The organism is Tardiphaga sp. vice154 (assembly GCF_007018645.1).
GTDB lineage: Bacteria > Pseudomonadota > Alphaproteobacteria > Rhizobiales > Xanthobacteraceae > Tardiphaga.
In genome coordinates this window covers 2376563-2398478 of sequence record NZ_CP041399.1, presented here as the reverse complement: position 1 = coordinate 2398478, position 21916 = coordinate 2376563, and the positions used below count along the sequence as shown (strand labels likewise).

Here is a 21916-nt window from a genome sequence, read left to right as displayed (position 1 = left end):
GCCAATGGTTGAATGCTTTCAGGAGAATCCACGATGAAGCGCGTCACCACAGCCCTGGTTCTGGGCCTTTCGCTGGGAGCGGCCCTGCCCGCGGAGGCCAGGGACACGCCGCTGGCCGGCTATCGCTGGAAGAATCGCGTGCTGGTGGTGGTGGCGCCGAGCCGCCAGGACGGCAATCTGGTCGCGCAGCGCCGCATCTTCGAGCAGAATGCAAAGGGCATGGCAGAGCGCCAGATCGTGCTGATCGAAGCCGCCGGCGACGACGAGCGCGCGCGCGGAATTCGCGCTCAGCTCGGCGCAGACGACAAGGCGTTTAAAGTTTTGCTGGTCGGCAAGGATGGCAACACGGCGGCATCCTCGACAAAGCCGTTCAGCGCCGCGGAATTGTTCGGGAAGGTAGACGCCATGCCAATGCGCCGCGACGAGATGCGGCGCTAGAACGGCTTTGGTGGCAAGATAGCCGCGTCAGACCAGCGCGGCTTCAATACAGGCGACGCCCTACTTCACGCCGTCCCGGATCATATAGCCCGCGCCGCGGATGGTGTGCAGCAGCGGGCGTTCAAAACCCTTGTCGATCTTGCTGCGCAGCCGCGAGATGTGAACGTCGATGACGTTGGTCTGCGGGTCGAAATGATAGTCCCAGACGTTCTCCAGCAGCATGGTGCGGGTCACGACCTGGCCGGCGTGCTTCATCAGATATTCGAGCAACCGGAACTCGCGCGGCTGCAGCGTCAGTTCTTCGGTGCCGCGGGTGACGCGATGCGACAGGCGGTCGAGTTCGAGGTCGCCGACGCGGTAGCTGGTCTCTTCGGTGGGGCCGCCATTGCGCCGTGACAGCACCTCGACGCGCGCCAGCAGCTCGGCAAAGGCATAGGGCTTCGGCAGGTAGTCATCGCCGCCGGCGCGCAGGCCCTTGATGCGGTCATCGACCTGGCCGAGCGCCGACAGGATCAGCGCCGGGGTGTGATTGCCCTTCTCGCGCAAGCCGCCGATCACCGACAGCCCGTCGCGCTTGGGCAGCATGCGATCGACCACCAGCACGTCGTAGTCACCGCTGTCGGCCAGCGCAAAGCCTTCGTCGCCATCGCTGGCGTGGTCGGCGATGTGGCCGACCTCGCGAAACGCCTTGACCAGGTAGTCGGCGGATTCGCGGTCGTCTTCGATGATGAGCAATCGCATCTGGCGAGGGGATTCCGTTGCGGTGTCAGGCGGTGTCTTGGACAACTCGGTCAACATGGCGCGCACCGGGCTTTCATGCAAGGCGGCGGGATGCCTCTTGCGTCGTCCCGCAAACGAGGAAGGAAACAGGCGGTGAAGCTGGGGGAAACTTCACCGCCCGCTGATGCCTTCCGCACGAAGGGGGCGCTTCGCGCGGAAGGGGTTGGACGGGAACGAGCTTGTGGCCCGCTCCCTGGGAAAGTGCCGTCGGCGGGGGCGACATGCGTCCGGCACTCTCCGTTAGTGATGCCTAATTCGGATCAGCCTTTGGCGAGCGGGACCGCGACGAAGCGCGAGGAACCGCCGGAGCGAACCCGGATCAGCACGCTGTTCTTGTTGTCGTTACGCGCGGCGACGATCGCCTCGCGCACGTCACCGGGGCTGGTGACATTCTTGCCGGCGACTTCGAGAATGACGTCGCCTTCCTTGAAGCCACGCTCCGCCGCGGGGCTCTTCGGATCGACCTCGGTCACCACGACGCCATCGCGGCCGGCGCCGGCGACACTGCTCGACGGGGCCACCGTCAGGCCGAGCCGCGGCTCATTGGTGCCGCGGGACGAGTTGCCGCGATCGCCCTGGTCGAGATCGGCCTTGGCTTCCACCGTGTTCGGCAGCTGGCCCAGCGTCAGGGTCAGAACCTTGTCCTGGCCCTTCTGCAGCACGTTGATCTTGACCGAATTGCCCGGCGCGAAGCCGCCGATGGTGCGGGCGAGTTCACGGGCATCCTTGACCGGGGTGCCATTCACCGCGGTGATGACGTCACCCGACTGGATGCCGGCCTTCGCCGCCGGACCATCGGCCTGCGGCTCCGCCACCAGCGCGCCTTCGGCCTTCTTCAGGCCGAGGCTGTCGGCGATGTCCTGCGTCACCGGCTGGATCTGCACGCCGATCCAGCCGCGGCTGACGCTGCCCTTGTCCTTGAGCTGGGTGATCACTGTCTGCACGGTGGAGGCGGGAATCGAGAACGCGATGCCGACGCTGCCGCCGGACGGCGAGTAGATCGCCGTGTTGACGCCCATCACTTCGCCGGAGGTGTCGAACGCGGGGCCGCCGGAATTGCCCTTGTTCACCGCGGCGTCGATCTGGATGAAATCATCATACGGGCCGGAGCCGATGTCGCGACCACTGGCCGAGACGATGCCGGAGGTCACGGTGCCGCCGAGGCCGAACGGATTGCCGACCGCCAGTACCCAGTCGCCGATCCGCGGCTTGGTTTCCGACAATTTGGCGAACGGGAAGTTGCTGCCGCCCTCGACCTTGATCAGCGCGAGGTCGGTGCGCGGGTCGGTGCCGATCACCTTGGCGGTGTAGGTCTGGCCGCCATCGGTGGTGACCTCGACCTTGTCGGCGCCGTCGACGACATGGTTGTTGGTCACGGCAAAGCCGTCCGCCGAGACGAAGAAGCCGGAGCCCTGGCCGCTGACGACACCGCCACGGCCGCCGCCGCGCGGGGCGCCGCGCATACCCGGCGGCATGCCGTCCTGGCCGAAGCGCTTGAAGAAACGCTCCATCGGCGAACCCGGCTGGAACGGCGAATCCTCATTGCCGCCATTGCCGTCCTCGCGCGACGACACCTTCTCCTTCATGTTGACCTTGACCGAGATCACCGACGGTTTGACGCGCTCGACGATGTCGGCAAAGCCGACCGGAGCCGCAGCCTGCGCCTTGACCTGCTTGTCGACCTGCGCATGCGCTGCGGTCGAAAAGACGTCGTGCGGCGCCGGGCTCAGGCCATAGGCGGCAACGCCGAGGCCGGCCACCACGGAGGCCATCAGCGCAATTTTTCGCGCAGCGAACAGCGGGCGGCGGACCGGCTTGTAGGAAGGCATCTGGTTGAAATCGGGCGTCTGGTCGGTCATCGAAAATCTCCGGATAGAAGGTGCGGGGGGCAAGGGCACCGTGTGATCCGAAGATGGGACTTGCCACCTTACCGCGCACTGGCGAGGGCATTAAGCTTTGGTAATGCAGCGCGGCAGGCGTGCGGCGGGAGGTCGCAGACGCTCCCGCCGGAATTCCTGATTTCCGTGCGGGAAGCAGATTTTCGCAGGCTGATCTCGCAAGACTAGCTGCGCAGCCCCGGTGCTTCCTGGCCGCTCCTAGCTACATATTCCGTATACCCACCGCCGTACTGGTGGATGCCGTCGGGCGTCAGCTCCAGCACGCGGTTGGAGAGGGCGGCGAGGAAGTGGCGGTCATGCGAGACGAACAGCATGGTGCCCTCATATTGCGACAACGCCGTGATCAGCATTTCCTTGGTGGCGAGATCGAGATGGTTGGTCGGCTCGTCGAGCACCAGAAAATTCGGCGGATCGAACAGCATCAGCGCCATCACAAGCCGCGCCTTCTCGCCGCCTGACAATACGCGGCAGCGCTTCTCGACGTCGTCGCCGGAAAAGCCGAAGCAGCCGGCCAGCGCACGCAAGGAGCCCTGCCCGGCCTGCGGAAACGCATCTTCCAGCGACTGGAACACGGTGCGCTCGCCGTCCAGCAGCTCCATGGCGTGCTGCGCGAAATAGCCCATCTTGACGCTGCCGCCGAGCGCCACCTGGCCGTCATCGGGCACGGTCGTCCCGGTCACCAGCTTCAACAGCGTCGACTTGCCGGCACCGTTGATCCCCATCACCGCCCAGCGCTCGCGGCGGCGGATCGAGAAGTCCAGTCCTTCATAAATCGTGCGGCTACCATAGCCCTTGTGGACGTTCTTCAGGCTGACGACGTCCTCGCCAGAGCGCGGCGCCGGCAGGAAGTCGAACGACACCGCCTGCCGTCGCTTCGGCGGCACCACGCGCTCGATCTTGTCGAGCTTCTTGACGCGGCTCTGCACCTGGGCGGCATGGGAGGCGCGCGCCTTGAAGCGCTCGATGAAGGAGATCTCCTTCGCCAGCATCGCCTGCTGGCGCTCAAACTGCGCCTGCTGCTGCTTTTCGGCCAGCGCGCGCTGCTGCTCGTAGAACTCGTAGTTGCCGCCATAGGTGGTCAGCCCGCCGCCGTCGATCTCGACCACCTTGTTGATGATGCGGTTGATGAACTCGCGGTCATGCGAGGTCATCAAGAGCGCGCCTTCATAACCTTTCAGGAACTGTTCGAGCCAGATCAGGCTTTCGAGATCGAGATGGTTGGAAGGCTCGTCGAGCAGCATCACGTCGGGCCGCCGCAGCAGGATCTGCGCCAGCGCCACACGCATCTTCCAGCCGCCGGACAATTTGCCGACGTCGCCGTCCATCATCTCCTGGCTGAACGAAAGACCCGACAACACTTCGCGGGCGCGGCCTTCCAGCGCATAGCCATCGAGCTCCTCGAAGCGCGCCTGCACCTCGCCGTAGCGTTCGATGATGGCGTCCATCTCGTCGATCCTGTCGGGATCGCCCATCGCCGTTTCCAGCGCCTTCAGCTCGGTGGCGACCTCGCTGACCGGGCCCACGCCGTTCATCACCTCGGCGACCGCGCTGCGGCCTTCCATCTCGCCGACGTCCTGGCTGAAATAGCCGATCGAGACATTGCGCTCGACCACGACCTGGCCCTCGTCGGGCAGCTCGCGGCCGGTAATCATGCGGAACAAAGTGGTCTTGCCGGCGCCGTTGGGGCCGACCAGCCCGATCTTCTCGCCCTTCAGCAGTGCCGCGGAGGCCTCGATGAACAGGATCTGATGGCCATTCTGCTTGGAGATATTGTCGAGACGGATCATATGGGGGCGTGCCTTGGCGGTATTCGGGAGAAGGTTTGGGCCGCCTTATGGCACATTGCGGCTGCGAAGGGGGATCAGATTGGTGGCAGCCCCCGGCGCGCGGCGCGGGATCAGGGCTTGTCGGCGCCCGACCCGGCCAGCACCCGCTCCAGGCGGGCTTCCTCGTCGGCGGTGAGCGTCAGCGGCGTCATGGAAAGCGTGCCTTGGGGGTCGGGCCGGGACAGCGTTCGGCCGCCTTATGGCACAGGATAGCCGCTGCCTCGCCTGCGAGCGCGCCCGAATGGCCGATCCTTCACACCATCGGCCATGAGTACGTTCGCTTGTCCGCCAGAGGCGCACAGCACGCAGCCAAGGAGCTTTCTTCCCAGCTTGGCTGAGATTATCGGTTGAATGACGGCTGCTTTTTTCACACCCAAGGGTCGCAGAATGCCGCAACGTATTGACCTGCTCGCCGCGATCGCCAGCATGGCAGCAGAGGCCGCACCGGACAGGATAGCGCGGATCGCCATCGACGGCGTCGACGGCGCAGGGAAGACAACCTTTGCAGACGAGCTTGCCGATATCGTGCGCGATCTAGACAGGCCCGTCATCAGGGCGTCCGTCGATCGCTTTCACAACCCGAAGGAGGTTCGCTATGCGCAAGGCAGGCAGTCCCCGATCGGATTTTTCGAGGATTCGTATAACTATACTTTATTGAAGCAATATCTTCTGACCCCGCTCGGTCCCAGCGGCAGCGGCCGATACTGCGTCGCGGCGTTCGATCTCCACTCTGACACAGGCGTCCCATTCGCCGCGCAGGACGCTCCTCCTGGATCGATTCTGTTACTGGACGGCATCTTTCTGCATCGGCCGGAGTTACGCCGCTGTTGGGACGCGTCGATCTTCCTGCGTGTCGATTTTGCGGTCTCAATTGCACGCAACGCGATCAGGGACGGCACCTCCCCGGATCCGTTGGCCGCCTCCAATCGTAGATACGTGGAAGGGCAAAGGATCTATTTGAGCACATGCGCGCCGGAGACCCATGCCACCGTGGTCGTGGACAACAACGATCTTGCAGCGCCCGCGATCGTAGATCCAGCATCCAGGGAGCGTGGTGCGACCTAGGACTGCTTTTCCGCCTCGCCGCCCAGCACCCGCTCCAGGCGGGCTTCCTCGTCGGCGGTGAGCGTCAGCGGCGTACCGTCGGCGCCGGTCTCGACCACGGGGCGGCGCCGGTAGCTGCGCCACAGCGCCACGCCGCCACCCAGCAGCAGCACCGGGGTCAGCAGCCACAGCAACAGCGTCTGCAGTTCGAAGCGCGGCTTCAGCAACACGAACTCGCCGTAGCGCGCGACCAGGAAATCCATCACCTGGCTGTTGCTGTCACCGGCGGTGATCCGCTCGCGTACCAGCAGGCGCAGGTCGCGCGCCAAAGGCGCATCGGAATCGTCGATCGACTGGTTCTGGCACACCATGCAGCGCAGCTCGCGCGACAATTCGCGGGCGCGGGATTCCTGCGCGGGATTGGCGAGGATCTCGTCGGGCTGCACGGCGTAAGCGGGGGCCGCGAACGCGATGGATAGCAACAGCAGGACTTGACAAAAATATCGCATAATGCGATTTTTCTGCCCATGCCTTCGGTCGTCTTTGAGCCGCCCGCGAGACGGCAATGGATGAAGCTGCCCCAGCAGTTGCGCGAGCGCATTCTGGCCAAGCTCGAGGTTTTTGCGCGAACCGGACAAGGCGACGTGAAAAAGCTGAAAGGACAAGATGGTGCACGGCTCCGGGTGGGAGATTATCGCGTCATCTTCTATCAGGAATTCGACGAGATTGTTGTCATTGCCGTTGGCCATCGACGAGAAATTTACGACTGAGGTGAAGCAATGAAAGTCGAATTCAGGAAAACGCCCTCCGGCGAGGTCGCGATCATTCCCCGCGCGGAGTACGAGCGCCTGATGGTCCTGTCGAACGAAGCCGAGGAGGACATCGGGACCGCAAGGCTCGTTGCGAAGGCGAAGCGGGACAAGGGAGTGCGCCTGCCGCTTTCGGTCGTTCAGCAATTGGCCAATGGCGAGAACCCGATCCGGGTGCTGCGGCAGTTTCGCGGCATGACGCAGGCTGATCTGGCCACCGCCGAAGGCGTGCAGATCACGCAGAACTATCTGTCCGACCTCGAAACCGGCAAGCGGAAAGGCCCGATCGCCCTGCATCGTAAACTCGCGAAGGCGCTCGACGTGCCGCTGGATTGTCTGGATCCCATTGCAGTCACCGACCAAGAGGCAGAGCCGGAACGTTTTGCTCGCCGCAAATCAGTGATCGCGGGCATGAAGCGGTTGCGAGGGCAGCGCTGACTCTCACTCCGCCGGCTGCAGCGCGCGCGAGGCTTTCGCGGGCTTCGGCGCGCCGACGCGCAGGCGGCGATCCGACAGCGACAGCAGCCCGCCGAACGCCATCAGCAGCGGGCCGAACCAGATCAACAGCACCATCGGCTTGTGATAGATCCGAACCGCAAGGCCGCCATCGGCCGCGGTATCGCCGAGCGAGATGTAGATCTGGCTGAAGCCGCGCGACAGCAGCGCTGCTTCGGTGGTCGAGGATTGCCGCGCGGTAAAGTTGCGCTTCGACGGCGACAGCGTGCCGATTACGTCGCCGTTCAGCCGAATCGTGAAATGCGCCAGCATCTCCTGGAAATTCTCGGCGCGCCGTTGCGTGATGTCGTCGAGCCGCAACTCATAGCCGGCGAGTTTCGCGGTGTCGGTCGGCTTCAGCGTGCCGATATATTCGCTGTTCCAGGTCGTTTCGCAGACGATGCCGATCAACGCCACGCCAACCCCGGCATGGGCGAAGGCCGTGCCCCAGGTCGAGCGCGGCAGGCCGCGGGCGCGGCGCCATGTCGTGCCGAGGGGCGCCCGGAACAGGCTGACGCGCTCGGCGATATCGGTGACGGCGCCGGCGATCACGAATACCGCAAGGCCGATCGCCAGCGGCGCCAGCGCCGCGCCGCCCGAGGTCCAGGCCCACACCATCGCCACCGCGACGAGGGCGGCGATGCCGGCGGCCATCAGCCGCTGCGCGACGCCGGCGAGATCGCCGCGCTTCCACGCCAGCAGCGGCCCAAACGGCACCGCCAATAGCAGCGGCACGAACAGCGGGCCGAAGGTCAGGTTGAAGAACGGCGCGCCGACCGAGATCTTGGCGCCGGTGATCATCTCCAGCGCCAGCGGATACAGCGTGCCGACGAACACCGTGGCGCAGGCAGTGGTGAGGAACAGGTTGTTCAGCACCAATGCGCCCTCGCGCGAGATCGGCGCGAACAGTCCGCCCTGCTTCAGCGCGTGCGCCCGCCACATGTACAGCATCAGGCTGCCGCCGATGAAGAAGCACAGGATCATCAGGATGAACACGCCGCGCGTCGGATCGGTGGCAAAAGCATGCACCGAGGTCAGCACGCCGGAGCGCACCAGGAAAGTGCCGAGCAGCGACAGCGAGAACGTCAGGATCGCCAGCAAGATGGTCCAGACCTTGAGCGCATTGCGCTTCTCCATCACCACCGCGGAATGCAGCAGCGCGGTGCCGGCCAGCCACGGCATCAAGGAGGCGTTCTCGACCGGGTCCCAGAACCACCAGCCGCCCCAGCCGAGTTCATAATAGGCCCAGTACGAGCCCATCGCGATGCCGAGCGTGAGGAACACCCACGCCACCAGCGTCCACGGCCGCACCCAGCGCGCCCAGGCGGCGTCGATGCGGCCTTCCATCAAAGCGGCGACGGCGAAGGAGAACGAGATCGAGAAGCCGACATAGCCGAGATAGAGCATCGGCGGATGCACCGCGAGGCCGATATCCTGCAGCACCGGATTGAGGTCGCGGCCCTCGATCGGCGGATTGGCTAGGCGCAAAAACGGGTTCGAGGTCATCAGGATGAACAGATAGAACGCGCTGGCGATCCAGCCCTGCACTGCCAGCACATTGGCGCGCAGCGTCAGCGGCAGGTTGTTGCCGAAGGCGGCGACGAGGCCGCCGAACAGCGCCAGGATCGAGACCCACAGCAGCATCGAGCCTTCGTGGTTCCCCCATACGCCGGTGATCTTGTAGAGCAGCGGCTTTGACGAATGCGAGTTCTCGACGACGTTGGCGACGGAGAAATCCGACGTGATGTACAGCGCCGTCAGCGCGGCGAACGACAGCCCGACGAACAGCAGCTGCGCCAGCGCGGTCGAGCGGCCGACGTTCATCAGCGCGGGATCGCGCAATTGCGTGCCGAGGATCGGCACCGTCGACTGGATCAGCGCCAGCGCCAGCGCCAGCACCAATGCGTAGTGACCTGCTTCGGCGATCATCGCGTGATACTCGCAGGCGCGTTCGGCGCGCTCGTCGCGACCGGCTTGCCGCCCTCGCCTTCCTGCCACCTTCCCTGCTTCTTCAGCGCGTCGGCGACTTCCTTCGGCATGTAGTTCTCGTCATGCTTGGCCAGCACGGTATCGGCCCTGAACACACCGGACGCATCCAGCGCGCCTTCGGTGACCACGCCCTGCCCCTCGCGGAACAGGTCGGGCAGGATGCCCTTGTAGGTCACCGGCAACGTCGCGCCGCCGTCCGACACCTTGAAACTGATCGCCAGATTGTCGCCGCGCACCAGGGAGCCCTGCTCGACCATGCCGCCGAGCCGGAAGCGCTTGCCGACCGGCGGCTGCTTTTCCATCGCCATGGTCGGCGTCGAGAAGAACACGATGGAGGAACTGAGCGCGTTGAGCACCAGCCCGGCGGCGATCGCCAGAACCACCAGCGCGCCCCCGATCATCGTCAATCGTCGTTGCTTGCGAGTCATGATTGCCTCTCAAGAAGCATGATGTCATCCGAAAACCGCTGCACACTTTTCGGCATCATGCTTACCCGTCAAATCCGAAGCTCTTGAGCCCGTCGTTGAGCTGCTGCAGCTTGCCGGCGTCGGTGCCGACCGCCTGGCGTGCCTCGATCAGCGCGCCCTTCGCCTTGTCGCGATCGCCCAGCACAATATAGGCACGCACCAGCCGCAACCATCCCTCGACGTCGCTGCCATCCTGCTTCAGGCGCGTGGCGAGGCGATCGACCATGCCCAGCACCATCGCGTTGCGGTCGCCCGCTTCCATGCCCTGCGCCGCAGCCATCGTCTCGCTGGACAGCGCCGGCAGCGCGGGGCCGCCGACCCGCGCCAGCGCGGCCTGCACCGTCGTGCGCCACGGCGCGTCCGCCGGCGCCTTGGCGAGCATGCCGCCCCAGATCGCGGCGGCGTCCTGATTGCGGCCATCCTGCTCGGCGGCAAGCCCGAGGAAGTAGCGCGCCTTGACCTCATTGGCGTCTTGCGCCACCGCGCGTTCGAATTCGGCCTTGGCGTCGGCGGTGATCACGCCATTGGCGGCGGCCGCGATGGCCTCGCCGAGATCGGCACGGCGGCCGGGGCTGTCGCCGGCATGGGCGATGGCGTTGCGGTAGGCGGCGACCGCCTCGTCGAAACGACCGAGCTTGACCAGCACCGGCGCCAGCACGTTCCAGCCGCGGCCGTCGGTCGGGTTCTGTTCGAGATGCGCCTGCACCTGCGCCACCAGATTATCGAGCGGCTGCGCCACGGTAGGCGTCTGGCTGCGCGACGCCAGCGGGACGTCAGGCATATCGGGCGAGCCGAGCCGTCCATAAAACGCCACGGCGATCAGCGGCAGTCCGATCAGCGCAACCAGCGCGACAGCGCGGCGAAAGATCGGGCGGTTCTTGGCGGGAACCGCGCGTTCGGCCTCGTCGGCGGCGAGCAGCCTGCGGCTGATCTCGACCCGGGCGGCGGTGGCTTCATTCGGGCCGATCAGCCCGATCTCCGCATCGCGGCCGACCTCGGCCAACTGGTCCTTGTAGACCGCGGCCTCGGTGCCGCCGGCCGTCGAGCGCGCCCGGCCGAGCGGCCACAGCACGGCAAAGATCGCCGCGGCGGTCATCAGCGCGAACACAAACCACAGCGTCATCGACAGTTTCCGTCCCGGTGTCACCGCCTCAAAGCGGTCGTCACGGGTCGGGTTACACCATTTCTGAACCGGCCGCGCAATTGACATTTACGGCACTGCGTGAGGGAAAAGTTGATGTGAATCAACGTGTAGGGCCCAGGCGGCGGGTTCGGCAGAGACCTCTGATGAAGTTCAAGCAGCAGGCGGCGCTTCGATGAACGCCGAGAACCGGGAACACCGTCGCGGAATTCACGGTCCGATTGGCTACTTGTTGCGGAGCAGAAGCTTCAGGATGCCGTCCGCGCGCGTTCCAAAGGGCGGTCGCATCATTTTCGCGATGTTCCATCGGGGTTGGCGGAACAGGACGCGCTCGTGCGAAAATGAATCGAAACCCGCCTTGCCATGATAGCGCCCCCAGCCGGAAGGGCCGATCCCGCCGAACGGCAACGCGCTGATGCCGGCGTACAGGACCGTTTCGTTGATACTGACGGCTCCCGATTGCGTCCGCGAGATCAGCGCGTCAAGGCGATCGTTGACCTCACCGAACCAGTAGATGACGAGCGCCGACGGCAGCCCGCGAATGGTCGCCGTGGCTTCCTCGATGTCGTCATAGGCGATCACGGGAAGCAGCGGCCCGAAGATCTCTTCCTGCATGACGGCGCTGTCGGGCGACGGCGCGTCGATCACTTTCGGCGTATGGCGCGGCGCCGCCACCGCCGCATCGAACAACGGAATGACGCGCTGGTTGTTCTCCAGATCGTGCTGGCGCGACAGCGCCCGGTCGGACCCGATCGCGGAATAATCGCCGTTTTCCGGCTGAGGATACAGGCTGGCTGCAGCGCGCCGCAGCGCGGCGATCAATGCATCCTTGCTCTCGCGCGGCACCAGGACATAGTCAGGTGCCACGCAGGTCTGCCCGGCATTGATCAACTTGCCCGCCATGATCGACTGAGCAGCCATGTCGAGATCCGCGCTGCGGTCGATGACCACCGGCGACTTGCCGCCCAGTTCCAGAATGACGGGCGTCATCTGCCGTGCCGCGGCCTGCGCCACGACGGCGCCGACGCGCGACGAGCCGGTGAACAACAGCAAATCCAGCGGCAGCTCGGTCACGGCCCGGGCCACCTCGGCATCGCCCGTCACCACCGCCACGACCGACGGATCGAAGGTCTTGCCGAGATGGGATGCGATGAGGTCGGCGGTGCGCGGCGTCAGTTCGGACGGCTTGATCAACGTCCGGCATCCGGCCGACAGCGCACCGATCAACGGCATCAAGGTCAGTTGCAGCGGATAGTTGGAGGGCGCCACGATTCCGGCGACGCCTCGCGGTTGCGGCCGGATTTCACCGGCAGCGGGCCAGAACGGAAAACCGAGCCGGATCTTTTTCGCCGCGGCCCAGCGCTTCAGCCTGGGCAGCGTATCGTCGATGGCCGACAGCACGACCACGACTTCCGTGAGCAACGTCTCGTGCCGCGACCGTCCGCGGAAATCCGCATCGATGGCGGCGACATAGGCATCGGCGTGATCGATGAGGCTTCGCCGCAACGCCTTCAGCGCGCCGCGACGCTGGTCGAGCGTCAGGCCTCCGTCGAGCAGGAACGCGGCGCGCAGGCCGTCGAAGGCGGGCTGGACAGCGGGGGCCGAGGTCGATTGGGCGATCATGTCTGTCACGCTGTCGGTTGATAGGATCGGCCGCGCCACTCGACCGATTTTCCACGGTAATAGCCTATCAGGGCATTCCACTGGATGGCGAGCGTCAGGATAACCCCGAGCGGATGCAGCAGCACGGCCCGCGCGGGCTCCCCGCATTTGACGGCCTGGGCGATACGCGCGGCGGTCTGCAGGCCGACGAGCCCGGCCAGCAGCGGCAACGGCGCGACGGGCGCACCCAGCAATCCGGCGACAAGCAGCACCGACGGCAGCAACCAGCCGCCGATCAGCAGCGTGCTCCAGACCGGCAGGGCGACCGGCTTGGCCATGCCTTCCGTCGCATTCTTGGAAAACCCGCTCCACACGGCGGCGGCGGTATCATACATGCGGCAGGTTGCAAGCGGCGTTGCATCGACAAGATCGGTGCGAAAGCCGGAGCGGCGGAAATGCCGCGCCAGTTGCAGCCCGTCATGCATGGCCAGAGCCACGGCGGCATGGCCCCCACAGGCACGATAGGCCTGGGCGCGCACCATCATCAACTGGCCGCAGGCCGCCGTGAGGGCTTCGTTCGCGGGCATCGCGCGCATGAAAAAAATCGGCAGATAGCCATAGATCAGGCCGTTGATCATCGGCACCACCGCGCTTTCGACGATGCCGACGACGCGCTGGCGCGGCACGCCGCTGACCAGATCGACATCGGCGTTCGTGAGCGCCGCGGCCGCATCCGGCGCCAGCGTGACGTCGGCATCGACGAACAGCAGGAAGTCGGACTGCGCGTGGGACGCAAGCAGATGGCAGGCGTGCGGTTTGCCCTTCCAGTTCAGCGGCAGCGGCGGCGCTGTTACCAGCCGGAGTCGGGCATCGCCCGAGGCGCGCTTGGCCACGATAGCGGCGGTGCTGTCGGTCGATCCGTCATCGAGCACGATCACCTCGATCGTCGCGCCGCGGCTGGCCAGCGCCGCATCGATGCAGGCCAGAATCGTGCGCTCTTCATTGCGGGCCGGGATCAGGATGGCGACCGACGGGACTTTCCCGGAAGCGCGCGGGCGGCGCAGCAACAGGCAGTTGGCAAATGTATTGCAGACCGGAATGAGGCCGAGACACAGGGCCAGCACGACGAGGGCGGTCATCACTTGTCTGCTCCGTGTTCGGCATGAAAACGTCGGCCCTGCACCATCGCCCGCAGACGGCGCCAGGCGTCGTAGAACGGGTTGACGCCCATCGTGCCCTCGAGCCAGAGGTCGAAGGCGTTTGCATCGCGCGCGATCGACGCGGCCCCCAATCGGTCCATGGTGCGTTCGAGCGCGGCTTCCAGCCGCGCCAGTCGCTCGGACACTGGCAGCGCGCCGAGCATATCGCCATCGACCGCCTCGCCGAACTGCAACAGCATCTCCGGCTGCTTTTCAAGCCACAGCGGATATTCGATCGCCAGCGGAACGAAGGTCACGCCGGCGACGTGGTCCGGAAGGTGGGCGATGCCAGCGCCGCACGCCAATGGCCGTTCACGCGGATCGGCAAAGCGCCCTTGCGCGGCGACGATGAGCAACCCGTCGGGGAGCGCCAGCACCGCCTTGCTTGTGGCGATGAAATCGGCGGCGCCGCGCCTTGTGTTCTGCGCCACGCCGAACGAACCGATCTTGCCGAGGAAACCGTACTGGTCGAGCATCCCGGCATCGACCGGCGTGTAGACGCGGTGTTGCGGAAACAGATGTTTCGCCAGCAAGACATAGACCACGCCATCCCACCAGGACGGATGGTTGCTGTAGATCACGATCCGAGCCGTCGCGGCTGTGGGCGGCGGCATCGCGCGGGCGATGCGCGCGGCGTGAAAGCCGCTTTTGAAAGTCCGCTCGAATATCCAGCCGAACAGCCGGAAGACGGGCACCGACCGTTGGGCAATGGCGAGCGCGGCGCGATCGTCCGCGCTGCGCTTCAACATGGTCACGTCGCGGGGACCGCGCGGCGGTCGGCATCCAGCGCGTCCGCCGCGATCCAGCCGGACATCATCACCATCGGCATGCCCGGCCCCGGATGCGCGGCGCCACCGGCCAGATACAGGTTCTGCACGAAACGGCTGCGATTGCCCGGCTTGAACGCGCCGGTGAACTTGCCATGGCTGGCAAGGCCGTAGATGGCGCCGTTCAGCACCTTGTAGCGGTCATGGATGTCCTGCGGCGTGAGGTGCCGCTCGAACACGATGCGGTCCTCGATATCCGTCAACCCGGCGGTGCGCTTCAGCTTGTCGAGAATGACCTGACGATATTTCGGGAACATCTCCGACCAGTTGTGATGCGGCCGCAGATACGGCGTGTGCACCAGCACGTAAAGCGCCTCGCCGCCTTCCGGCGCCACGCTCGGATCAGACTGCGCCGGCGCCGCAATATAGCAGGTCGGGTCCGGTGCCGGCTCGCCGCGCTTGTAGATGGCGTCGAACTCCTCATGGGCATCGTCGGAAAACACGAAGTCATGATGCAGCAGGTGATCGTAACGCTTGTTGAGGCCGAGATAGAGCACCACGCCCGAGCACGCCGGCTCATAGCCCGCATTGTTATAGTGCTTGGCCGCATTGCCGCCGACCAGCTCGTCATAGGTGCGGATCGAATCCATGTTGGAGATCACGGCAGAGGCCGCAATGCGCTCGCCACCGGCCAGCACGATGCCCTGAACGGCATCGCCCTCGATCACGATCTTCTCGACCTCGCGGCCGGTGTGATAGGCCACGCCGAGTTTCTCGCCGAGCTTCTTCAGAGCCTCGGCGACCGCGCGGGTGCCGCCGACCGGATACCAGACGCCGCCGCTGGTCTGCATATGGGCGATCGAGCACAGCACCGCGGGCGATGCGAACGGCGACGAGCCGACATACTGCACGAAATGATCGAGCATCTGCGACACTCGTTCGTCCGGGATCATCCCGCGAATGGTGCCCGCAACCGACCGTCCCATCCGCAGCGACAGCACATCGCGCAACGTCGCCGGATTCATGCTCTCGCGGATATTCATGGTGTCGCGGATGTCTTCGACCGATTTCCAGAAGAAGAACCGTTCCGAGACGTCATGCAGATGCTCGGAGACGCGCAGGAATTTTTCGTAGCCTTCGGCCAGCCCCTTTTTGCCGGAGAAAGCCTCGGCCTTCTTTCCCATCGCCGGCACGTCCTCGATCAGATCGAGCACGTCGCCTTCATTGAAGAAACAGCGCCACTGCGGATCGAGCCGGATCAGCGGCAGCCAGTCCTCCATCGACTCGCCGGCCTCGGCAAAGATGCGCTTGAGAACGCTCGGCACAGTGAGGATGGTCGGCCCCATGTCGAACCGGAAGCCCTCTTCCTCCAGCACCGCGGCCTTGCCACCGAGCCAGGAATTCTTGTCGTAGACGGCCACGCGATGGCCGCGCGCCGCGGCCACGACCGCGGCGGCGAGGCCGCCCAGTCCGGAGCCGATCACGACGATCGGATGCTCGTTCGTTTTGTTGATGACGGTCTTGTCCATTTTCGTCCCAATGCCCCGTCGCAGCTAACCGTTTCCGGCGGCAACCTTGTCCTGAAGTTGTTCCAGCGGGCGCGGCGCTTCTGCGGCCGACGGGATGCGGTCCGCCAAACCGAGATCCGTCAACACAAGATCGCTGGAGATCCTCGCGCTCTCATAGATCACCGGCAAGCCCGATCCGGGATGGGTGCCGCCACCCACGAGATAGACGCCCTCGACATCATCGAAGCGGTTATGCGGGCGGAAATACAGCATCTGGTCGAGGCCGTGCGCCAGATTGAAGGTCGCGCCGCGAAACACCGACACCTGATCACGCCAGTCGTTCGGCGTGAAGATCTTCTCGTAGCGGATCCGGCTGCGCAAATCGGTCAGGCCCAGGCCTTCCAGCCGGTCGATCACCGTATTGCGGAACGACTGCGTCTCCTTGCTCCAGTCGATGCCGCCGCAATGGCCGACCGGCACCAGCACGTAAAGCGAGGCGTTGCCGTCCTTCGCAAAGGACGGATCGGTTCGGCCGGGATTGCAGACATAGATCGACGGATGGCTGGGCACCACCGCAGCCTCTTCGATCTCGGCGATGTTGGCGGCGTAATCCTCGGCGAGAAAGATCGTGTGATGGTCGAGCTGATCGTACTGACCTTCGATGCCGAGATAGAGCATGTAGGTCGAGCAGGAATACTTCGCACTTTCGATCTTCTTGTCCGACCAGCGCTTGCGCAGCCGGTCGGGGATCAGGGTCGAGGCGGCATGGGCGAAGTCGGCGTTCATGATCGAGGCATCGGCGCGGGTGAAACCCGACTTCGTCTTGACGCCGAGCGCCCGCTTGCCTTCGAAAACGATTTCGCTCACCGGCTCGCCCAGCCTGATGTCGACACCGAGGTCGCGTGCCGCACGCGCCATGCCTTCGCTGACGGCGCCGCAGCCGCCGACCGGATGCCACACGCCGAACTCGAATTCGAGAAAGGCGAGAAACGTGAACAGGTTCGGGCAGCGGAACGGCGACATGCCGAGATATTTGGTCTGGAATGAAAACGCCAGTCGCACGCGGGGATCGCGGAAGAAGCGCTGCAACTCGTCATCGACCGACGACAGCGGCACGATGAAGCGCAGCGCCGACACGACGCTGGGAGCGAGATAATCGAGCAGGCTCAGAAACGGGCGCTTCAGCACCGGTACGAAAGCCGCGAGCTTCTTGCGGTTGGCCTCAATGAAGCGGCGGATCTGGCGCGCATCGTGAGGGTCGAGCTTGCCGATCTCGCGCTCGAGATCGTCCATGTGTCCGGAAATATGCACATCCGGACCGTTCTCGAATGCCAGGCGATAGCTCGGATCGACGCGTGTCATCTCTACGTAGTCCTGCATGCGCAGTCCGCAGCGCGTAAACAGCGACTCCAGAATCTGCGGGTACAGGAAGAACGTCGGACCCATGTCGAAGCGGAAACCGTCCTCGGCAAACACCTTGGTGCGGCCGCCGACCTCGGTGTCCTTTTCGAACAGCGTCACCTTGGTGCCGGCCGCGGCCAGCAGCATGGCGGTCGCCAGACCACCGGGACCGGCGCCGATCACGACTGCGTCTTTTTGACGCTCACCTCGCGCAGCCGTCATCGGTCGATTCCACGCCTGTTTGCCAGGCGCTGCTCGTGGACTTGATGTCGAAGTTCGATTCGTATGATCACTGTCTCGTCTCGATGCACACCCCTATGACACCGACAGTGAGCGCACATCACCGTGGTGGACACAATGCTTGCACATTGCAGGCCAACATTGGATCTTTTGCAGCCGCCAGACAAGCAGCCCCATAATTTCAACGCTGGAGCGACAGACTCGATGCCCCTACTCCTATACGGTCTCCCAACTGCACTGGTTTCAATTTTTCTTCTGGCGGGCACGCCGGCCATCGCCGGCGAGGTCAATGTCACCGTATCAGGCGTGGTCGCCAACGGGACCTACGTTTTTGCCGCACTTTGTACGTCGAGCCTCGATCCCGACACCTGTCAAAAAGGTGATCGAAAGATTGCGACCGGACCGAATGTTCGCTTCACGTTCGAGAACGTACCGCCGGGTCGACTGGCTGTTGCGGCCTATCAGGATCTCGATGGCAGCGGATCCATCGAGCGTACCAATCTAGGCTTGCCGCGCGAGCCGTTCGGTTTTTCGAACGATGCCGGACGCGCGCGGCGGCCCACCTTCGAGGCGGCGGCGTTCAACGTCGGTTCGGGCACCAGCAACGTCAATGTCCGGCTACGGACACTATCTCAGGCGGCCGGCGCCCAGGAATAACGTGTCCGTCGAATCGAAAACACGATTGCGACAGCCAGGCCCGACGCGGCAATGGCGATCAGGACGCCCCACGCCTGAAGCACGGCGCCGGTCGAGCCGCCCGAGCGGACGGAAGCTTCGAAGGCCTGGATCATCCAGGCATTCGGCGTGAACCAGCCGATCTCCTGCATCCAGGGCGGCATCAGATAGCGCGGCACCATGCTGCCGCCGATGGCCGACACCAGCAGCACCGCGAAGGTCGTCGCACTTTCAGATTGTTTGCGGCTTTTGCAGACCGCGACAATGCCAAGTCCGATGGCGGCTGCGGCCGATGCAGCAATGAGGCAGGTCCCGAGCCAGAATGCCAGCCGCGACAAATCGAAGGTCGCGCCGAACAAGAACCACGCCACCGCAAACACGATCAGGGCCTGGATCGTGCCCTGCACGATGAGGAAAGCAAACTTGCCCGTCACCACGGCGGCCATGCCGCCGCGTCCCATCGTGAGCCGCTGCGAGATGCCGCTGTCGCGCTCGTCGATCAGCGTCAGCGCGCCGTGGCTGGCGGCGAACAGCAGGAAGACCGCCACGACGGCACCCGCATAATACAGCACGTTGCCCTGCCGGGCACCGGGTTCGGTCGATTGGGTCTCGACGATTCGCGCGAAGGAGAAGCCAGATTCGGATTTTTCCGCCTGCTGTTTCTTGAAGGCGGCATCCAGAAATTCGCGTTCGTCCTTGGCGATGGCTCCCGATGCTTCGACATCGGCGAGGATGCGGGCCAGCGCGACGTTGGGGAGTTTCTCGTTCAATGTCCGCTGCGCCTGCCCGATCATGATGGCGGCAGCCAGCGGCCGCGTCGCATCCTCGATGACGAGGATGGGCGGCGGGCCCTGGTCCGGTCGGCGCGCCAGATCGCCACGAAGGATCAGGCCGACATCGACATTTCCGCGACGAACGTCATCGATCATGGCTGCTTCGCTACCAGCCGTCGACTGTACGATCCGGAGCGACGGCTCGGCGTCGATTGCGGCGACGAATCTGAGCGTATTCTCGGTTTTTGCCAGATCGAGCAGCCCGACCTTCAGCTTCAGCTCCTTGCCGGTCGCGCCCGAAAAAATCGCAGCGAACACGACGAACAGCGCCGCCGGAAGTACGAACGTCATCAGCAGGGCCGTTCGGTCGCGCAAAGCGGCTAGCGCCATGACCCAGCTCGACGCGAAAATCATGCGGATCATGCTTCAGCCTTTACAAGAAGCGTGTAGGCGTCCGAGAGATTGGGCTCGCGCACGCGCATTTCGACGATTCGCAAACCGGCCTCGGCCATGGCGTCGGACAGCGGCCCGACATCGGTGTAGTTGCGTTTCTGCAGGACGACCCAGCGCGTGGGGCCATAGCATACCGCGCCATGCGCGACCAGAAACGCGGCCTGGTGTTCATTCGCAGCGTCTTGCAAAAGTAGCTCCACGGGTCGCTGCCCGGCAAAAATCGTATCCATCAGATCGCCGGGCGACTCGTCGCGGAGGATGCGTCCTCCGGCAAGAACGATGATGCGATCCGCAAGATGCTCCACCACGTCGAAATCGTGCGTGACCACCAGAATGGCGCAGCCGGCATCGCGAACACGCCGCATCACATCTTGAACGACCCGTTTGGCGTCGGCATCCAGACCGGCGGTTGGTTCATCGAGGATCATGAGTTTCGGTGAACTCATCAGCGCGACCGCGATGTTGACGCGACGCCGATAGCCACCGGACAATCGGGATACCCGCGTATCCGTGACCTGTGTGCAGCCGGCCATGTCCAGCGCGTTGGACGCGCCGATGCCGGCGTCGCGACGCGATGCGCCATCCATCATCGAGAACGCCACGCAGTTCTCGCGGGCCGTAAGCCACGGATAGAGCGCAATCTCTTGTGGCACGAGACTGGTTTCCGTCTTGTTGCACCGGACAAGGCCAGTGCGGGCCAACAAGGTGCCGGTCAGAACGCGAATGAGCGTCGATTTCCCGGCACCATTGGGGCCGGCAAGGGCGGTGACTTCACCGGCGCACATGCGTAGCGAAACATCTTTTAAAACGTCACCTGATTGATACCCGGCGAAAATATGCGCAAGTTCGGCAACCGATGTGCTCTCACGTTGTGACTTCAACATTCGGTAGAATGGCCTTCCTTGCATGGCGGTACGGCGCCATCATATCAGCTTCGTCTGGTCCCGGAAATCGGCAGAACGGCAATAGACCTGCACAAGACGAATTCGGCGCGCGGCCAATCAGCCTGTCTTCTTTGGTTTGCGCTCGACCACGGCCATCGCGTTGTCCGCGGCGCGGCTCATCAGCGCGGCGTATTCGGCGCCGAACAGCAATTCGCAGAACCGGATCGCGGCCTTGGCCTGCGCCTGGCGATAGGCGCGGATGCGGGCCTCGCCGGCGCGCAGCGACTGCACCAGCGCCTCGGTGGATTTCTCGACATATTGCTGCAGGTCGGAATAGGTCCGCAGCGTTACCTCGTTGATCGCCAGCTCCGAGGCGTAGGTACGGCACACCGCGACGAAATTGATCAGCGCGACGGTCTCGTCGACATCCGCGGGGTCGATACGGGCGGTTGGCGAAATGTCCTTGTCGGCGCGCTGGCGCAGCAGCCGGCGCACCCTGCCCGGCACGCTCTCGATCTCGGATTGCAGCGTGCTGGAGATTTCGACCCGGATCGCCGCCATCTGCCGGCCCCACACCGAATCGTTGCGCATGTCGAGTTCGGTGCGCAGGCCGCGCACGCCGTCATGGGCGGTTTTCAGCAGTTCAGGGGCGGTGTCGAACTTGCCGCGCCGGATGTCGGTGCGCAGCTGATGCGCAACCCGTGTCAGCTCGGCCAGGGCCATCGTCACGGCGACGCCGTAGGGCGTGGCGGCGACGCGGATCTCGTCGTCGGAGGCGGCGATCTTGACCGCGAGGCGGATGATCTGCCACGGCGACGCCATCCGCTGCATCACCAGAGACAGCGAAAACGGCAATACCTGCGGCGTCACCAGCACCGGCACGTTCAGCGCCCCATTGACTGAGGCGCTCTGGGAATCGGTGAAGGTCCGCAGCAGGCTGGGCAGCTTGGCGGCAAAGGCGTCGAGCGCCTCGCGGGCACGCAGCACGGCGCCAAGCGCCGGCAGGTCCTCGACCGCATGCGGCGGACCGATCCGCGCGGTGCCGCGGCCGTTCGGGCCGGGCGTCGTGACCTGGGTGATCAGGGCGGCGGCGGCCTGCTGGAATTTGCGCACCGCGCGTTCGATCTCGGAGGCGGTGGGCTCGGGCTGCGCCTGCATCACGGCCTCGAACGCCTGCACGGCGTCCACGGCGTCGCGCTCCAGCCATTGCCAGATCGGCAGCAGCGAGGCGCGGCGGATCTCCCCCGGCCGCCCCGCGGCGGTGCCCTCGATCAGGAACGGTTCGATCGATTTGAAGATCAGCCGGGTGGGATCCTCGACCCGGGCCCGCACCGCATCGGGCGAGCCGCGCACCACGCCGCGCAACTGGTCGAGCACGAAATTGGCGACCTTGACGTCCTCGCCGCGGGCAATGGCGCGCTCATACTCGCGCATCAGCAGTGCCTGCGACTGCGACGGCAGTTGGGCCAGATAGTCCCGGAGGCGATCGATCGACGTCTTGCTCATGCAGTTCTGAATCCATGCTCT

Annotated in this window: 20 protein-coding genes; 5 read left to right on the top strand and 15 right to left on the bottom strand. The window is 64.8% G+C overall.

From position 1 onward, the window contains the following. The first annotated feature begins 33 nt into the window (after positions 1-33). Complete coding sequence (locus tag FIU28_RS11170) at positions 34-438, top strand: DUF4174 domain-containing protein (protein WP_143573036.1); 405 nt, start codon at positions 34-36, stop codon at positions 436-438. 60 nt (positions 439-498) lie between these two features. Here FIU28_RS11170 and FIU28_RS11165 read toward each other — a convergent pair whose 3' ends face one another. The 3 genes from FIU28_RS11165 to FIU28_RS11155 form a co-directional block, all read right to left on the bottom strand. Next, on the bottom strand, positions 499-1179 hold the full coding sequence (locus tag FIU28_RS11165; protein WP_210245498.1) for a response regulator transcription factor: 681 nt from the start codon (positions 1177-1179) through the stop codon (positions 499-501). Between the two features lie 299 nt (positions 1180-1478). Further along, on the bottom strand, positions 1479-3077 hold the full coding sequence (locus tag FIU28_RS11160; protein WP_143573035.1) for a Do family serine endopeptidase: 1599 nt from the start codon (positions 3075-3077) through the stop codon (positions 1479-1481). Positions 3078-3280: 203 nt separating this feature from the next. Further along, positions 3281-4903, bottom strand: coding sequence for an ABC-F family ATP-binding cassette domain-containing protein (locus FIU28_RS11155; protein WP_143573034.1), 1623 nt, complete (start codon positions 4901-4903; stop codon positions 3281-3283). A gap of 426 nt (positions 4904-5329) precedes the next feature. Between FIU28_RS11155 and FIU28_RS11150 the strand changes: the two genes are divergently transcribed. Next, positions 5330-6007 carry a uridine kinase gene (locus FIU28_RS11150; protein ID WP_143573033.1) on the top strand — a complete coding sequence of 226 codons (678 nt, stop codon included), beginning with the start codon at positions 5330-5332 and terminating at the stop codon, positions 6005-6007. On the opposite strand, the gene FIU28_RS11145 is transcribed toward FIU28_RS11150, so the two are convergent. After that, positions 6004-6495: a cytochrome c-type biogenesis protein gene (locus tag FIU28_RS11145; protein WP_143573032.1), complete on the bottom strand. Its 492-nt coding sequence runs from the start codon at positions 6493-6495 to the stop codon at positions 6004-6006. The genes FIU28_RS11150 and FIU28_RS11145 overlap by 4 nt on opposite strands. 60 nt (positions 6496-6555) lie before the next feature. Between FIU28_RS11145 and FIU28_RS11140 the strand changes: the two genes are divergently transcribed. Both FIU28_RS11140 and FIU28_RS11135 read left to right on the top strand, forming a co-directional pair. Beyond that, positions 6556-6756, top strand: a complete 201-nt coding sequence (locus tag FIU28_RS11140; protein ID WP_246660946.1) for a type II toxin-antitoxin system RelE/ParE family toxin — start codon at positions 6556-6558, stop codon at positions 6754-6756. Between the two features lie 9 nt (positions 6757-6765). Next, on the top strand, positions 6766-7233 hold the full coding sequence (locus tag FIU28_RS11135) for a helix-turn-helix transcriptional regulator (protein WP_143573030.1): 468 nt from the start codon (positions 6766-6768) through the stop codon (positions 7231-7233). 3 nt (positions 7234-7236) lie between these two features. On the opposite strand, the gene FIU28_RS11130 is transcribed toward FIU28_RS11135, so the two are convergent. From FIU28_RS11130 to crtI, 8 genes are all read right to left on the bottom strand, one after another. Continuing rightward, positions 7237-9219 carry a heme lyase CcmF/NrfE family subunit gene (locus tag FIU28_RS11130; RefSeq protein WP_143573029.1) on the bottom strand — a complete coding sequence of 661 codons (1983 nt, stop codon included), beginning with the start codon at positions 9217-9219 and terminating at the stop codon, positions 7237-7239. Beyond that, entirely contained in the window at positions 9216-9707 is a 492-nt protein-coding gene (gene ccmE / locus FIU28_RS11125) for a cytochrome c maturation protein CcmE (RefSeq protein ID WP_143573028.1), read from the bottom strand. Before ccmE ends, FIU28_RS11130 begins: the two co-directional genes overlap by 4 nt. 61 nt (positions 9708-9768) lie before the next feature. Next, a complete protein-coding gene (ccmI, locus tag FIU28_RS11120) occupies positions 9769-10869 on the bottom strand; it encodes a c-type cytochrome biogenesis protein CcmI (protein WP_143573027.1) in 1101 nt (366 codons plus the stop codon). Positions 10870-11112: 243 nt separating this feature from the next. Then, positions 11113-12510: an aldehyde dehydrogenase family protein gene (locus tag FIU28_RS11115; RefSeq protein ID WP_143573026.1), complete on the bottom strand. Its 1398-nt coding sequence runs from the start codon at positions 12508-12510 to the stop codon at positions 11113-11115. A gap of 5 nt (positions 12511-12515) precedes the next feature. Continuing rightward, positions 12516-13628, bottom strand: a complete 1113-nt coding sequence (locus FIU28_RS11110) for a glycosyltransferase (protein ID WP_143573025.1) — start codon at positions 13626-13628, stop codon at positions 12516-12518. Continuing rightward, the gene (locus tag FIU28_RS11105) at positions 13628-14437 is read right to left on the bottom strand and encodes a lysophospholipid acyltransferase family protein (protein WP_143573024.1); all 810 of its coding nucleotides are present in this window, start codon (positions 14435-14437) and stop codon (positions 13628-13630) included. Before FIU28_RS11105 ends, FIU28_RS11110 begins: the two co-directional genes overlap by 1 nt. Positions 14438-14439: 2 nt before the next feature. Then, positions 14440-15984, bottom strand: coding sequence for a phytoene desaturase family protein (locus tag FIU28_RS11100; protein WP_143573023.1), 1545 nt, complete (start codon positions 15982-15984; stop codon positions 14440-14442). 24 nt (positions 15985-16008) lie between these two features. Beyond that, positions 16009-17586, bottom strand: a complete 1578-nt coding sequence (crtI, locus tag FIU28_RS11095; RefSeq protein ID WP_143573022.1) for a phytoene desaturase family protein — start codon at positions 17584-17586, stop codon at positions 16009-16011. A 159-nt stretch (positions 17587-17745) separates the two neighbouring features. Here crtI and FIU28_RS11090 point away from each other — a divergent pair, with 159 nt between their 5' ends. Next, entirely contained in the window at positions 17746-18261 is a 516-nt protein-coding gene (locus FIU28_RS11090) for a DUF2141 domain-containing protein (RefSeq protein ID WP_246660945.1), read from the top strand. Here FIU28_RS11090 and FIU28_RS11085 read toward each other — a convergent pair. The 3 genes from FIU28_RS11085 to FIU28_RS11075 form a co-directional block, all read right to left on the bottom strand. Next, positions 18237-19475, bottom strand: coding sequence for an ABC transporter permease (locus tag FIU28_RS11085; RefSeq protein WP_368039344.1), 1239 nt, complete (start codon positions 19473-19475; stop codon positions 18237-18239). The two genes, FIU28_RS11090 and FIU28_RS11085, sit on opposite strands and share 25 nt — an antisense overlap. Beyond that, on the bottom strand, positions 19472-20389 hold the full coding sequence (locus tag FIU28_RS11080; protein WP_168202917.1) for an ABC transporter ATP-binding protein: 918 nt from the start codon (positions 20387-20389) through the stop codon (positions 19472-19474). Before FIU28_RS11080 ends, FIU28_RS11085 begins: the two co-directional genes overlap by 4 nt. A gap of 117 nt (positions 20390-20506) precedes the next feature. Beyond that, positions 20507-21895 (bottom strand): hypothetical protein, encoded by a 1389-nt coding sequence (locus FIU28_RS11075; RefSeq protein ID WP_143573020.1) that lies wholly within the window; start codon positions 21893-21895, stop codon positions 20507-20509. Between the last annotated feature and the right edge of the window lie 21 nt (positions 21896-21916).